This window comes from Dissulfurimicrobium sp., assembly GCF_049968175.1.
Taxonomy (GTDB): domain Bacteria; phylum Desulfobacterota; class Dissulfuribacteria; order Dissulfuribacterales; family Sh68; genus Dissulfurimicrobium; species Dissulfurimicrobium hydrothermale.
The window spans coordinates 1-14,284 of record NZ_JBMFRG010000050.1; the positions used below are offsets into that span (position 1 = coordinate 1).

General features: G+C 44.3%; 13 protein-coding genes. 5 read left to right on the plus strand and 8 right to left on the minus strand.

Features of this window, described 5'->3' with window-relative positions:
* Nucleotides 1–2,044 (minus strand): glutamate synthase central domain-containing protein (locus tag ACP5SG_RS07275; RefSeq protein WP_428123168.1); only part of this gene is annotated, 2,044 nt, incomplete at its 3' end.
* 228 nt (nt 2,045–2,272) lie between these two features.
* Here ACP5SG_RS07275 and ACP5SG_RS07280 point away from each other — a divergent pair.
* Entirely contained in the window at nt 2,273–2,785 is a 513-nt protein-coding gene (locus tag ACP5SG_RS07280) for a CarD family transcriptional regulator (RefSeq protein WP_237888202.1), read from the plus strand.
* Nucleotides 2,775–3,740 (plus strand): RluA family pseudouridine synthase, encoded by a 966-nt coding sequence (locus ACP5SG_RS07285; RefSeq protein ID WP_237888203.1) that lies wholly within the window; start codon nt 2,775–2,777, stop codon nt 3,738–3,740. The genes ACP5SG_RS07280 and ACP5SG_RS07285 overlap by 11 nt, the downstream gene beginning before the upstream one ends.
* Nucleotides 3,741–3,769: 29 nt before the next feature.
* Here ACP5SG_RS07285 and ACP5SG_RS07290 read toward each other — a convergent pair whose 3' ends face one another.
* The 7 genes from ACP5SG_RS07290 to cbiM form a co-directional block, all read right to left on the minus strand.
* The gene (locus tag ACP5SG_RS07290) at nt 3,770–4,867 is read right to left on the minus strand and encodes a 4Fe-4S binding protein (protein WP_428123171.1); all 1,098 of its coding nucleotides are present in this window, start codon (nt 4,865–4,867) and stop codon (nt 3,770–3,772) included.
* A gap of 474 nt (nt 4,868–5,341) precedes the next feature.
* On the minus strand, nt 5,342–7,495 hold the full coding sequence (gene priA / locus ACP5SG_RS07295) for a replication restart helicase PriA (RefSeq protein ID WP_237888205.1): 2,154 nt from the start codon (nt 7,493–7,495) through the stop codon (nt 5,342–5,344).
* Complete coding sequence (gene galU / locus ACP5SG_RS07300) at nt 7,495–8,367, minus strand: UTP--glucose-1-phosphate uridylyltransferase GalU (protein WP_424661175.1); 873 nt, start codon at nt 8,365–8,367, stop codon at nt 7,495–7,497. Before galU ends, priA begins: the two co-directional genes overlap by 1 nt.
* 136 nt (nt 8,368–8,503) lie before the next feature.
* Complete coding sequence (locus ACP5SG_RS07305; RefSeq protein WP_237888207.1) at nt 8,504–9,313, minus strand: energy-coupling factor ABC transporter ATP-binding protein; 810 nt, start codon at nt 9,311–9,313, stop codon at nt 8,504–8,506.
* Nucleotides 9,314–9,346: 33 nt separating this feature from the next.
* On the minus strand, nt 9,347–10,195 hold the full coding sequence (cbiQ, locus tag ACP5SG_RS07310; RefSeq protein WP_424661176.1) for a cobalt ECF transporter T component CbiQ: 849 nt from the start codon (nt 10,193–10,195) through the stop codon (nt 9,347–9,349).
* A complete protein-coding gene (locus ACP5SG_RS07315) occupies nt 10,196–10,531 on the minus strand; it encodes a PDGLE domain-containing protein (protein WP_237888209.1) in 336 nt (111 codons plus the stop codon).
* Complete coding sequence (gene cbiM, locus ACP5SG_RS07320) at nt 10,528–11,220, minus strand: cobalt transporter CbiM (RefSeq protein ID WP_237888210.1); 693 nt, start codon at nt 11,218–11,220, stop codon at nt 10,528–10,530. The genes ACP5SG_RS07315 and cbiM overlap by 4 nt, the downstream gene beginning before the upstream one ends.
* A 225-nt stretch (nt 11,221–11,445) precedes the next feature.
* Between cbiM and ACP5SG_RS07325 the strand changes: the two genes are divergently transcribed.
* From ACP5SG_RS07325 to ACP5SG_RS07335, 3 genes are all read left to right on the plus strand, one after another.
* Nucleotides 11,446–12,024 carry a hypothetical protein gene (locus tag ACP5SG_RS07325; RefSeq protein WP_428123175.1) on the plus strand — a complete coding sequence of 193 codons (579 nt, stop codon included), beginning with the start codon at nt 11,446–11,448 and terminating at the stop codon, nt 12,022–12,024.
* Nucleotides 12,025–12,487: 463 nt separating this feature from the next.
* Nucleotides 12,488–13,090, plus strand: coding sequence for a CBS and ACT domain-containing protein (locus tag ACP5SG_RS07330; protein WP_237888212.1), 603 nt, complete (start codon nt 12,488–12,490; stop codon nt 13,088–13,090).
* A 12-nt stretch (nt 13,091–13,102) separates the two neighbouring features.
* Nucleotides 13,103–14,275: a homocysteine biosynthesis protein gene (locus ACP5SG_RS07335; protein ID WP_237888213.1), complete on the plus strand. Its 1,173-nt coding sequence runs from the start codon at nt 13,103–13,105 to the stop codon at nt 14,273–14,275.
* Nucleotides 14,276–14,284 lie beyond the last annotated feature (9 nt).

Sequence of the window (14,284 nt, forward strand, 5' to 3'; positions counted from 1 at the left end):
CTATAATACTACATCTCCTTCTTAGGCCTTGATCCGCCAGAACCTTGGCTATGCGGGCTACAGTCAAGGCAGGATCTATAAATACATGCCCATTTGTAAAATTCATGGAATCATCCAAGACAAGCACCACGGCACCTGCCCTTACGGCTTCGCACGCATCTCTGCACAGATTGGCAAGCCTTAACCTTAAACCATCTTGCCCTGGAATAAAGGTCGAGTCAAGCACCGCCACCCTGGCCCTATCAAGGTTTTGACCTGTAAAGAAATTCAATACATCCTCCATGGCTGTAATATCCAGGGACTTGCACAGCATATCAAGATCGTCTTCGCCGATTAGGTCTTTAAGGCCATGGCGGCTCAAGAGAAGCGGGCTGCCTAGCTTGAGGCCTATAGGTGTAGGATAGCCTCCGCCATATGCATCAGGACGGTCTCCCAGTATTACCTGGGTGCTGAAGTGTTCGGCCTCGCGCTCTCTGTCTATGGCAGGGTTGGTCACAACCGCCACGTTTTCCTTGAAAAACTCAGAGATGTTGGGCAGTGCATCCTCGGGCATCAAAGCTGCAAGCGGCCCCTGATGACCCATTGAGCCTATGACGTCCTTGCCCTCGGCAGCCATTTTGACGCAGGTATCCATGTCATATCTGTTCCACCCAAGTGCAGCAAGGTACCTGACGGATGAGAGATCTTCGAGCTTTGCATTACAGTAGCTCCCACCTGCTACCCACCAACTGCCCGGCTTATGTCCGACATAGGCTTTTGAATCAGGGAGTGATGCATATAGATAATCTGTGACGGAAAATACCTTTTTCCTACAATCTAGAAGTTTAAAGAGCCTTTTTTGCAGCATTCCATAGTTCAGCACCTCAGCCCTCTTTCCCCTGCCAGAGATGATCGCTATCTTTTCACCTGGTGCAAGCGGCCTCGGGTCATCCATGGTGTTTGCAAGATCAACAACCCCTTTTTCCGAGGACAGGAAATAGTCATAATCGCTTTCTCCAAACCAGAGAGGTCTGAGACCAAGGGCATCGACGCTACCCAAACATATATCACCGTAACGTGCAACTACAGCCGCTGGCCCTTGCGCTGAACACGGAAAGAACCATCGGTAAAAATCATAGAGACGCCTTAGATCATCCGAATAATGCGCCGTCTCGGTATGGACCGGCGGAAATACCATCTCAAGCGCCTCTGCAAGATCAAAGTCGTATAGACTTATGAGCCCCTCTATGATCCGATTGAGATCCTGCGAATCGCTACCGCCAGGAACAGGAGGTATACCAAGCAATTTTCCGGTACTTCTCAGTTTTTCTATGGTGTTTATCTCACCGTTGTGCCCGAGGATTGAAAAGGGCTGGACGCGCTCAACAATCGATAGGGTATTTGTGGAATAACGGCTGTGACCAAGACATATGATTGAACGTGTCTTCTCATCCATTAAATCCGGGAATACCTTGGGAAGGAGCTCGGGTAGCCCCCTCAGGACATAGACCACGCTGTGTCGACTCAAAGATGCTACGTAGAGCTCAGGGAGCTGCGTGCCAATTTCCATCTGAAGGCTGAAGAGACCCCTTGCGGTATCGCCTTTATTGTCGTTGGACATGAGTCCAGCCACCTGCCAGAAGATCGGTGATTCAAGCCTCGCCCTTGGGCCAAGTTCATGGTCTCTTGTATTACCTTCAATCTCAGCGATAAGCTTGAGGCCTTTTGATTCCATTATCTCTCTCGCCTTTGACTTGAGATCGTCAGCTTGGCCCTTTGACCTCACAGGTATCAAGATATGACCTACACAAAAGGCGCTGCTCCAGGCAAGGTGCATGCTGAGTCCGTGTTCTTCAAGCCGTTTTGCCCAAAGCTCTCTTGGGATATCTATCATGATGCCACAGCCGTCGCCCTCCCCGTTTATATCCCCGGAGCGGTGGCCCATCTTCTTGAGGGCATCAATAGTCTTTACGATATTAGCGTGGGTACTGTTGCCTCGTTTATTTACATAGGCGATGATTGCACAGGCATCTTTTTCTTCCATGGTCTTTGTCTCAACGCTCATGTCTTGTCGGATCCTTTTCTTTTATAGCCTTGATGATTTTTTATTTGATCAGAACTAATTATATTATTTAATAAAATGTCATGAAACCCAAGCTGCTTCAATTGGAGGATTAACTTATACTCTTGTCAAGGATGTGCCAAGGGGAAATTTCTAATAATATAAAGTTTCCTTTTTGCTATTTTTATGTTAAAATAAAAAAATTAATTAATTATTCTAGGGGGGATTTCAATGTTCAATATAGGCGACCTTGCAGTATATCCTGCCCATGGGGTAGGAGTAATAGAGGCAATTGAGCAAAAATTCATAGCTGGCATGGAAAATACCTTTTATATTATGCGGATCCTTGAAAACGATATGAAGATTATGATACCAAAGAAAAATGCGTGTCAAGTCGGACTGAGATGTATTATATCAGGCGATGACGCTGACCAAGTCTATACGATATTACAAAACAAGGATATAGAGTTCACCCCGCAGACATGGAACAGGCGCTATAGGGAATATATGGAAAAGATAAAGACTGGATCTATATTCGAGCTTGCCGCTGTGCTGAGAGACCTATATCTCCTACAATCGGACAAACCACTATCCTTTGGAGAAAAAAAGATGATGGATACAGCCAAGGGCCTTCTGATAAAGGAACTCTCTGTAGCCAAAGGCAAGACCGAAGAAGAGATCGCTCAAAGCATAGAATCTATTTTTGTGCCAGAGACCGCACAGACAGTAGGGCTTGGATCATAACAACCCGGCTACAGATACCGACTTTGAAATCAAAGTTGAAAAAGGGTCAGAGGGCGAGAGGCTCGATAAATATCTTGCATCAAAAGATATTGGGCTTTCAAGGACAAGGATCCAAAGGCTCATAGAAACCGGCCGAATAAAAATACGCGGTACAGACAACGCCAGCCCAAGCATGAGGCTCAAAGCTGGTTTTATAATAGACATATCCATCCCGCCATCTGAAGACATCCTGATTGAGCCATTGCCGATCCCAATTGAAATCCTCTATGAGGATAACTCCATAATAGTCATCAACAAACCGGCTGGCATAGTGGTGCACCCAGGGGCTGGCAAGGAAAAAGAGACACTTGTACACGCACTTATGCACCATTGCCGCGACTTGTCAGGTATTGGAGGAAAGATAAGGCCCGGTATAGTACACAGACTTGACAAGGATACTTCAGGGCTCATGGTCGCCGCTAAAAACGATCAAAGTCATTGGGCGCTCATAGAACAATTCAAGGCAGGGCTCATAAAAAAGACCTATATGGCAATTGTGCACGGAAAGATACGTGAGGAGACCGGCACTATAGATCTCCCCATAGGACGTCATCCCAGAGAAAGAAAAAAGATGTCTGTATTTACAAAAAACGGTAGGCGCGCGGTTACAATATGGACGTTAGAGAAATCACTCCCAGGCGCAAGTCTTTTGTCAGTGGATATCCGCACCGGAAGAACACATCAGATCAGGGTGCATATGGCGCATATAGGTCACCCATTGCTTGGCGACTGCCTTTATGGAGGTCGGCTTACACTTAAGGCAGCCGGCAGGTCTATCACGATCCCAAGACAGATGCTCCATTCATCGAGACTCGGGCTCATACATCCAGCCACAAAAAAAGAGATGGAATGGACCAGCGGCATCCCAGAGGATATGATCCGTGTCATCGAGGCCCTCAATGGAATGGCCTGTTAACAAGGCCAAGACGGGTCGTCCAGTATTTTCTATCTCCAGATCGGAAGTACGCAAAAATAGCTTGCCGCCATGATGATTATAAGGGCTTGAGTGACAGCATATCCAGATCTGCCTACCATACCATGAAAGTCGTCATTTGCGAATCTGTAGAGTACATAAAGGGCGGCGACGGCACTGGAAGCCATAATAAATGAATCAATAAACCGAAAAAACCATTCAGGGATATAGAACGTCAATAAAAGTAGCGGGCCGATGCCAAATTGTCTGCCAAGTGCAGGGAAAAAGTCTGGGGCGTTGGAAAGTGAATAGTTGAGTCTGTAAATAAGCTCTCCGGCAAAGGCCATAGGTACAAATATGGGAATCATGGGTGAAAACCTGCCAAATACTTCATCTTCTGTGACACCGAATGTATGTGCCCCTATCCTGACAAAGGCCATGGCATACAAAAAACCGACGATCAACAGGGATGAAAAAATGCCCATATTACAAATAGCTGTCTTTTGACACCATATCTCCACATCAAATCCATGAAATATAAAACGTGCAAGCTGAGAGCCCATTAAAAAAGGGATAATAAATGAACAGGTTATAAACCTCCCCTTATTTAGAATCAATTCTGAAAACGGGCTCCTTAGATTGAGTCTAGGGGAATCTCTATCGCACATGGCAACACAATGGCCGCATACCAGACAATCTAAGTTGTTTCTTACGGCAAACGCCCCTAGATAGACAGGACAACCGCGCATCCCATCCCGCCCGCGCTTGCATGCAAATGTGCCGCACCCCTTGCATTTTTCATGATCAGGTCTGAATTCAATAAGGGAGAAGGTGGCCGCTGCCCCTGTCATTCTCCCCATCGGACAAAGATATCTACACCAGGCCTGGAGCGGGAAAAAGACAGAGCTGATAGTAGCCCCCATGAGGATAAAGAGTATCAAAAATGCAGTTGCCCTTGGGGAATCCTTGATTCCAGTGCTCTCTTCTAGCCATATAATAACCGCAAAGAGTCCTATGGCCCAATATATTCCATATTTTTCAAATGATTTCGGAACAGGCCTGCAAAACGTAAACCCAAGTCTTTGCACAATACGTCCCAGACCTGGGAACGGACAAAACCCGCACCACATTCGCCCTATAAAAAACCAGCTCAGCACCAAAAACGGCCACCAGACGCCCCATGAGAGAAATATTGCGCAATTTTTTTTGGGATCTTGGGGGCCAAATAATCCAGAAAGTATTATAAATGTAAAAATTATATCACCAAATGTCCTGATTGATGCATGAAGCCTTCTCTCTTTGAAAATTGTCTTCAAGACGGGAAAGGCCTTAAAAAGATCAAGCCTGTCATCAGGATCAATATCGAAAACAATTTTCAATATGCGCTTTATTGGCAAAAATATCCAAAACCTCCTGAACTCTTAATTTATTATGTCAAGGCGTTCTCAATCACTCCATCGAATCCTGAAGTCAGGCGGCCCGACAAAAAAGAGAAAATAGGAACAAATAAAAATAATAATGATTGGGTTGGATGTGGTCAATAAGAAAAGGTGGCAGCGGCAGGCCGGCACATCGTCAGAATGGCATGTCCACGTCAGCGATCCCTATAAAAGGCTCACAGGGTCTACATCCACATCAAACATCACGCTTGCAGGAATGGCTTCATTTCGTATCGAGAGCATCCTGGCACAAGCGGTCCGCAGATCGGACATGGATTCCGATTTGAGCAGTATATGCCAACGGAATCGGTCCTTCACCCTTGCCTTTGGGGCAGGTGAAGGACCGAATATCTCGACTCGTAAACCGTCAGGATTACTTGAAATAGCCTGTTTTGCCGCTTCGAACATCTTAAAGGCGGTTTTTTTTAATATCTCATTGTCGTTACCTGAAAATTTCAAATTGATCAATCTGCCAAACGGTGGATAGCACATCTTTTTTCTAAGTGCCGTCTCTTTTTTATAAAAAGATAGATAATCATATCTTGCTGCACACTCCAAAGCATAGTGATCTGGCATGAAGGTCTGGATTACCACGTGGCCCGGTTTTGAGCTGCGCCCTGCCCTGCCCGCCACCTGGGTCAGGAGCTGAAATGTCTGTTCAGCAGCCGAATATTCGGGAAAATTGAGCGGCATGTCAGCCCATATGATCCCTACCAGCGTAAGTCCTGGAAAGTCATGACCCTTGGTCACCATTTGTGTACCCACCAAGATATCAAGACGCCCTTCGTGAAAGTCTTTCAAAACACCTTCCATCTCAACACGCCCCTTGGCCGCATCTCTGTCAAGCCTTGCAATCTTGGCCGCAGGAAACATCTTGACAAGGTCGCTTACAAGCCTTTCAGTGCCATATCCAGCACCCCTTGCCGCAAGACCGCCGCACTTTGGGCATATGGGTACGGCCGGCCTAGACATCCCGCAGTAGTGGCAGACGAGCACCCCATCTCCCTGGCGACCCAGCCCGTCACCCGAATCGACATACCCAAGAGGTTTGTCAGGCCACACAACCTGCTGCATACTATCTTTATGCCAAGTAAGGCTCACCTCACAGTGAGGACACCTGAATACATGGCCGCATTCAGGACAAAATACATAGGTTGCAAAACCCCGGCGGTTCAAAAAAAGAAGGGTCTGCTCATGCCGCTCAAGGGTCTCGCCTATGGCAATTTCAAGCACATCCGTAAGCCAGATCGGGCGCCTTTGGGTTGTTCCATCAGGTGCTGCTTTCTTTTTTCTCCGCCGTCTGTCCACAACTGTCACCCTAGGCAACGGCCTGTCTTCTACCCGTCTCTCAAGGGTTATAAGATGATAACGCCCCGAAACGGCATTTGTGTAACTTGAGATTGAGGGGGTGGCCGACCCCAAGATTACAACAGCTCCATCCATCTTGGCCCTCATCACCGCCATATCCCGGGCATTGTATTTCAGCCTATCTTCCTGCTTATAAGACGCATCATGCTCCTCATCTACGATCAGGAGACCGACATCCTCAATAGGGGCGAATATGGCCGAGCGTGTGCCTATCACCAGGCGGCTTTCCCTCCGCTGGATCCGCAACCATTCATCTCGGCGCTGACGTTCGGTAAGGGCGCTGTGAAGTACGGCAATTTCATCCCCAAATCTTGCGATGAACCTACCAACCGCTTGGGTAGTCATGGCGATTTCCGGCACCATAAAGATGACGCCTCTCTGTCGATCCAGACAGCTTTGCGCTGCCCTCAGGTAGATCTCCGTCTTCCCGCTTCCCGTCACTCCATGAAGGAGTATAGGCATGTACGACCCGGACTGGAGCGCGGGCTCGATGTATTTAAGCGCTGCACTCTGTTCGGAGGTGAGCGTTATATCGACCTCGTCTCGCCAGGAAGGAAACTCGGGTCTTTTGGAAACAGGGCGTCTCCTTGTTTTTGTTGTATCAACAAATCGCCTTGACCTCGACGAGAAAAAGCCCGGAGGAAGCGCCTCTTCAATAACCTTGCCTATAGGATAGAAATAATAGGACGAGACCCACTCAAGAAATCTTAGAATAGATCTTGGCAGAAACGGAACATAATCAAATATTTCCAATATCTCCCTAGCGCCGCCTGGCGGGTGTCTGTCAGCCACGCCCCAAACGATGCCGATTGCCCGTCTCCGCCCTACCGGCACAAGCACTCGGCTGCCCATAGGCGGCAACTGGTCGCCAGGCCTTAAGGCATATGTAAACGCATGTTCGACCGGGAGCGGCAAAACGACGTCTATAAGGCGCCCGATTTCGTCACCCATCAATCCAGATTCTTTACGAGCCCTTTCAAAAACTCCTTAAATGGCCCGCCGATGTCCTGATGTTCAAGGGCAAAGGTTATAGTGGCTTCAAGATAACCCAATTTGTCTCCGGCATCAAAACGCCTACCCTTAAATTCATAGGCATAGAGCGCCCGTTCCTTGCGCATCATGTCAAGCGCGTCGGTAAGCTGTATCTCCCCCCCTATACCTGGGAGCGTCCTGTGGAGGCAGTCATATATCTCAGGGCGCAGACAATAACGACCTATGACGGCCAGATTCGATTTTGTGGCGCCTACAGTTGGTTTTTCAATAAGCCTATCCACCCGGTATACGCCAGGCTCTATCTCCTCGCCTTCCACAATGCCGTATCTATGGACCTCCTTTAATGATACCTTCTGTACGGCCACTATGGATTCTTCAAGCCGCTCAAATATCTTGAGCATCTGATAGACGCACGGTACCTCGGCATCGACAAGGTCATCGCCCAACACCACAACAAACGGTTCGCCGCCGATAACGCTTTCCGAGACCATGACTGCGTGGCCGAGCCCCAGGGGTTCTTTCTGGCGGACCGAGACGACGTTTATAAGTCTTGAAATATTGCGGACCTCGCGAAGGAGATCGAATTTGCCCTTCTGGGCAAGGTACGTCTCAAGTTCGAATGAATAATCAAAGTGGTTCTCGATGGCGGCCTTCCCGGCAGATGTGATAAGTACAACCTCCTTTATGCCAGAGGCCACCACTTCTTCGACGATATATTGGATTGTAGGCCGGTCAACCACTGTAAGCATCTCTTTGGGTATGGCCTTTGTAGCCGGCAAAAATCTGGTTCCAAGACCCGCAACAGGCACAACTGCCTTTCTGACCTTCATATTATTAAAACTCCTAACCCGATCTTATTCCTAATTTAAATTATGCCCCCGATTTGTTATGAAGGCAATAGTGTTTTTTAGGAATATAGGGAAACAATACAAACAGCGAGGTCCAATATCGGATTCTTAATAGCTGTTAATGTTTATGAAATAGGTAGTGGGAATGTATATGCCTATGCATAATCTGGCCGTGAGAGTGGACATGTTTATGCACAAGATTGACTTTAAATAATAAGTCTTGATCTTTCAATATATTTTCTGCTTTTCCTATTTTTTCAATTTTATGTTCTTCTGAAAGTACTACAATATTTGCGTTTAATTCATTTACAAGAGATAAATCATGCGTTGCTATTATAATTGTTTTTCCTGCATCATTTAAGGCATATAATAGATCTATAATAAATGATTGTGTTTTTGGATCAAGTCCATTGGTAGGTTCGTCAAAAAGCAAAACCTCTGGATTCATCGTTAATATTGAGCCTATAGCAACTCGTTTTTTTTCACCACCTGAAAGCATATATGACGGCCTGTGTTTTAATCTTTCTATATTAAGGAGCTGCATGATTTCATCAGCTCTCTTCATAGCCTGATCTTCGCTAAGTCCTAATTGCATAGGCCCATACAACAATTCATCAAGAACAGTTGGACAAAATAGTTGGATATCAGATTCCTGGAAAACATATCCAACTTTTGATCTGAAAAATTTTAAGAAATCATCTTTTTTTAACGTATTGCCATTTATCTCTTTATCTTCAAAGAAGATTTTCCCTGAATTTGGAAATATTAACCCACTTATTAATTGTAATAATGTTGATTTTCCACTTCCGTTAGCACCTATTATCGCTAATTTTTCACCTTTATTTATTGAGAATGATATTTCATTGAGCGCAAGTATTGTGTCATAATACCTATAAGATATATTTTCTATTTTTATAATAGGTTTCATTTATATCTTGCTGATTTATAACATCAATGAAATCTATATGAAACAACAATATAGTTCAAGGCTAAACAATAATAATGCTATTATATAATTATATATATTAATTTTTTTGAAATTATATAGCATAATTTCATTAGCAAAACCCCTACTTAGCATTGCTTTAAATATATCTTCATATCTCTGTTGTGTTTTACGAAAAATATATGCAACTCTTCCTGCGATCCATTGTCTTGACTCTTTATCATTATTTCTTATTAATGTTCTTGCCTTTTTTGCTAAATATATTTCTTCTACTGTCTTACTAAATATAAATATATAACTATATGACAATATAACAATCATTAAAATTGTATCAGGTATCTTAAAAACCTTTAATGCCTTTATAATTTCATGAAATGGCGTAGTATAGACAATTAAAAATGAAAGAGAAAGAGAATTTATTATTCGTAATGTAAACATCACAATAATCACTATACCTTCGTTCGTAAAACCAATTATTTGTGGAATATGATAGATCCAAACATCATAGGATTTGGAAAGCATTAAGATTGGCAAAACAACTCTTCCTTCTGTAATTACATTAAAAGCGGATGGCAGAATAATTAAAAAGCCAAATATAAACCAAAGAATTAGAATTTTTTTATAAAAAACGATTGGGTTCAATCGAGACAACAGCATTAGAGAAAATATGAATATTGTGATAAATATCTGTGTATGTATCTCATTTTTTAGAGAAATTATAATAATAAAAGAAACTAAGAAAATAAGTTTTATGCGCGCATCAATCCTTTGGAATAATGCGTTTTTAGATGCAAATTCCCATTGTAGGAATAATGTTTTTATAATCCTACCTATATGGATCAGTCCGCTATCAATAAAGGACATTCATTCGTGATTTTTTAAGATAATTTTTGATAATATATAACTGATGAAGCCTACAAGCAATATACCAATTATACCTGACACAATATAAGACCAGATTTGAATGGCAAAAGATGCATTTTCTCCACCCAGATTGTAATCAGGTATGGGGGCCTTCCATATATCTGCCAATCTTCTTAGACCTTCGGGCACATATCCGACAAGCTCTTTAAGGGTGTCAATATTCCATTCGCCCCATGCATCACCCGCCTTGAATTTTTCAGGTAGGATGATCCCTATAGGAGATATGAACGCCATTACAACAAGACCTACCAAAAGTTTTTTCTGAAATAAAGTCATGCCGCCTCCTGATTATCTCGGAGTCCATAAATTAATCCTGGCTCATTTTTAAAAAAATAATTAAATACTAAAAGTGTTACCACACCTTCTAAAATACCAAATACAAGTGCATGTTCGCCGACCATCGCCGGAATAGCTACTGATAAAGGATATGGGGCATATAAGGCCCTGCCATCAGGGGCTGCTGCAATTAAAGGCTGGATGCCGAATTCAATGGCGGCAAACAATGAGGCAGTCACCAGGCCGATATAGCCTGATAGAAAGGCCGCTATCTTAATCCTTGAACCGTTTGTCTTCCCGTCTTTAATCATTATGAATATCCAATATGATACAAATGGTGCCACCACAGCCATATTAAAACAATTTGCGCCTATGGCGGTAATTCCGCCGTCTCCAAATACAAAGGCCTGTATTATAAGGACTATTGATATGGCTATTACGGCCGTCCATGGACCAAGCAGGATTGCCACAATAGCCGCTCCAACCGCATGGCCCGTTGTCCCGCCAGGGATCGGTATGTTAAACATCATTATAAGAAATGAAAACGCCGCTGCCATGGCCGTATAAGGGATATATCTTGCGGATAGAGATTTCCTTATCTTTTTGATGCCAGCAGCCCAAAATATTGCTGTTAAGCCGTATAATGGTATGTATGTTTGAGGGCTTAAATAGCCGTCTGGTATGTGCATGGCCGTCTTCTTCTCCCTTCAGAACTTATCAAGTTTAAAAAATATTAACATAGATAAATTTTGTAGTCAATATATTAAAAAAGTGTTACCAAAATTCCTTACAAAATATCTTTTATAAGATACACGGACAACCAAAGTTTTATAATTAATCTTTATACGTTGATTCGTTTATAAATTTTGATATATTAATGCAAAAAAGCATAATGAATTAACACGGAGTTCGATATGGCGGAGATTCGAAGTGCCCTTGAAATCGCATTGGAAAAGGCAGAGAGGTTAGGTGCGGCCAATAAAAATGAAGCCGTCTCCGATGAACTGTTCAATAAAGGTAGGCGCCTTGCGGCCAGGTATATAAACGGTGAAGAAAAAGACCTTACGATAGGGCTTAAAGACATAAAAAAAGAAGATCTTCCTCATGTAATCAACGGCGCTATCGAGATCATCTTGAGGAATATCATCCTCCCAAGGGATAAAGATCAATGGTCGTCCATCAATAGGGCGTTCTCGGGTATCATTGCCTTAAAAGGCAGTCCAGTTAAAGAAATCGTCTCGCAGATCGAGCAACTGTTGAAGACCTATGAGGTTACTAAAAAACGTTATTATGACCAGCTCAAGGCCCAGATGCAAGGAAGGCTTGGCGGGATCCAACAGTCGCTTGCAAAACAATACGGCACTGCCATTGCCGCATCAATAAACATAGAGACCCTCCCTGAGTTCCAAAATGAATGGTCAAAACTTTCTTCTGATATAAACGAACAATTCAACCGCCATTTGCAACAATTAAAGGCATATCTGGCCTCGTGACTTCTTCCCACCAATAAATCAAAGGGCTTCCTGTTTCATCATAAAAATAAGAGCCGTCGGCCCAAAATCATCGGACAATCTAGTTCCCTCGTTGTCCTGCAGGCCTGCTCATAATCTAACCATTGAGCTATGATTTTACTGCCAGCATAGCTTGTAAGCGAAGGGGACGGGAATAAATAATATAGACGCGGCTCAAAAAATAGACCTACTTGCCTACTTCTGAGCCCTGGCCCTCATCTTAAGCCTCTTTTCGCGCCGCCTCCGCCTTCTTTCGATTTCTCTGATCCGTTCTATTTTTTTATGCTTGGCCACGACATTCTCCTTTTTAAATTTGGATTGCGCCGCAAAATATAATGAAAAAAAACACTACTTGCAATGACCAAAACCTTATCCTATGATAAGTTTAAATTTAAAAAACGGCCGCTGATTGATCCGGCCGAACCGGTGAGGAGAGGTAGTTGTTGTGAAGGTCAAGAACTGGATGACGAAAAACGTCGTTACAATCCAACCTGAAGCCTCTCTACATGAAGCGCTAGAGTTGATGAGTCGGCATTCGATACGACATCTGCCAGTAGTAAAAGATGGCCTGATGCAAGGTCTAGTGACAGAGAGCAATATCAGGCAATATCTCTATCCATCCATGCTGGATGAGCTTACAGTATCCAACATCATGATCTTGAACCCCATAACAGCCGATCCAAATGCAAGTCTTGATTCAGTTGCAAGATTGATGCAACACTACAAGATAGGCGGCCTCCCCGTGCTTGAGAAAAGGCAGCTTGTCGGCATAATAACTAACACCGACATAGTCGGTGCATTTATTGAATTTTTAGGTCTTTTAAAAAAGAGTTCGAGACTGGATGTGGTCCTTTCCGAAAAAGACGGGGCGCTAGACGACGTGATCCGGCTGATCAGAGAGATGGGCGGAAAGATCTTGAGCGTGGTAGTTGATGCCCAGTCGCCGAGAAAAAAGGTGCACTATATCAGACTTGAAAAAAGTGACTTGACGTCTATAGTCAAAACATTGGAAGAAAAAGGGCACAAAGTCCTGTCGGTATTGGATTGAAGGGACTCGATAATGGCATGCTATCAGGTAAACAAAACCTTTCAGGAGATAAATGAAAAGATACGCTCGGGCAAGGCCGTTGTGGTTACTGCCGAAGAGATGATAGGGATTGTCAGATCCTACGGCGAGGTTGAGGCGGCAAGAAGGGTTGATGTGGTGACTACGGGCACATTCTCTCCCATGTGTTCGTCAGGCGCATTTATAAATTTCGGGCACAGCGTACCAGGCATCAAGGCATCAAAGGTATGGTTGAATGGTGTACCAGCCTATGCAGGCCTTGCTGCTGTCGATATATATATTGGAGCTACTGAACCTGTGGAGGACGATCCTTTAAATAAGGTATATCCGGGTGAATTCCTCTATGGCGGTGGACATGTCATACATGACCTTGTGGCCGGAAAGGCGGTTCAGCTCAAGGCGGAGGCCTATGGAACACACTGCTATCCAAGGCAGCGCCTTGAAAAGAGGGTTACATTAAAAGATCTTCCATTTGCACAGCTCTGCAACCCAAGAAATGCCTATCAGAACTATAATTGTGCCGTAAATGTAACCAATAAAACCATATATACCTATATGGGGACCTTGCGCCCTAATCTCGGAAATGCAAATTATTGCACATCAGGTCAATTGAGTCCTTTGTTCAACGATCCGCATTACAGAACTATAGGTATTGGTACGCGCATCTTCCTGGGCGGTGGAATAGGATATGTCGTATCAGCTGGAACCCAGCACAAGCCTAATGTAGAATACAACGAAAAGGGGCTCCCAAAAAGACCGGCCGGCACGCTTATGGTGCTCGGCGACCTAAAAAATATGAATAATAAGTGGCTGGTGGGGGTGAGTATCCTTGGGTATGGTTGTTCGCTCGCTGTAGGCCTTGGAATCCCGATACCTATTCTAAACGAAGAGATGGCATTTAGGACAGGGGTTTCTGATGAAGACATAGTCACCCAAGTGATCGACTACGGGAAAGACTATCCAGAGGGGAAGGCGACGCCGCTTGGCGAGGTAAGCTACGCTCAACTTAAAAGCGGTTCTATTGTCATCGGTGGAAAAGAAATCCCGACATCGCCGCTTTCAAGTTATGTCAAGGCTAAAGAGATCGCTGAGATCTTGAAAACATGGATAAAACAAGGAAGTTTTCTGCTTGGAGAGCCACAGGAGCTCTTACCTTCTGCCTTCTGATCGATTCCG

Excerpts from the sequence above, each read along its gene's own strand:
- ACP5SG_RS07335 (WP_237888213.1), top strand. The coding sequence starts at position 13,103 with ATGGCATGCTATCAGGTAAACAAAACCTTTCAGGAGATAAATGAAAAG.
- priA (WP_237888205.1), bottom strand. The coding sequence starts at position 7,495 with ATGGGTGACGAAATCGGGCGCCTTATAGACGTCGTTTTGCCGCTCCCG.
- ACP5SG_RS07305 (WP_237888207.1), bottom strand. The coding sequence starts at position 9,313 with ATGAAACCTATTATAAAAATAGAAAATATATCTTATAGGTATTATGAC.
- galU (WP_424661175.1), bottom strand. The coding sequence starts at position 8,367 with ATGAAGGTCAGAAAGGCAGTTGTGCCTGTTGCGGGTCTTGGAACCAGA.
- ACP5SG_RS07325 (WP_428123175.1), top strand. The coding sequence starts at position 11,446 with ATGGCGGAGATTCGAAGTGCCCTTGAAATCGCATTGGAAAAGGCAGAG.
- cbiM (WP_237888210.1), bottom strand. The coding sequence starts at position 11,220 with ATGCACATACCAGACGGCTATTTAAGCCCTCAAACATACATACCATTA.
- cbiQ (WP_424661176.1), bottom strand. The coding sequence starts at position 10,195 with ATGTCCTTTATTGATAGCGGACTGATCCATATAGGTAGGATTATAAAA.
- ACP5SG_RS07280 (WP_237888202.1), top strand. The coding sequence starts at position 2,273 with ATGTTCAATATAGGCGACCTTGCAGTATATCCTGCCCATGGGGTAGGA.
- ACP5SG_RS07290 (WP_428123171.1), bottom strand. The coding sequence starts at position 4,867 with ATGTGGTGCGGGTTTTGTCCGTTCCCAGGTCTGGGACGTATTGTGCAA.
- ACP5SG_RS07315 (WP_237888209.1), bottom strand. The coding sequence starts at position 10,531 with ATGACTTTATTTCAGAAAAAACTTTTGGTAGGTCTTGTTGTAATGGCG.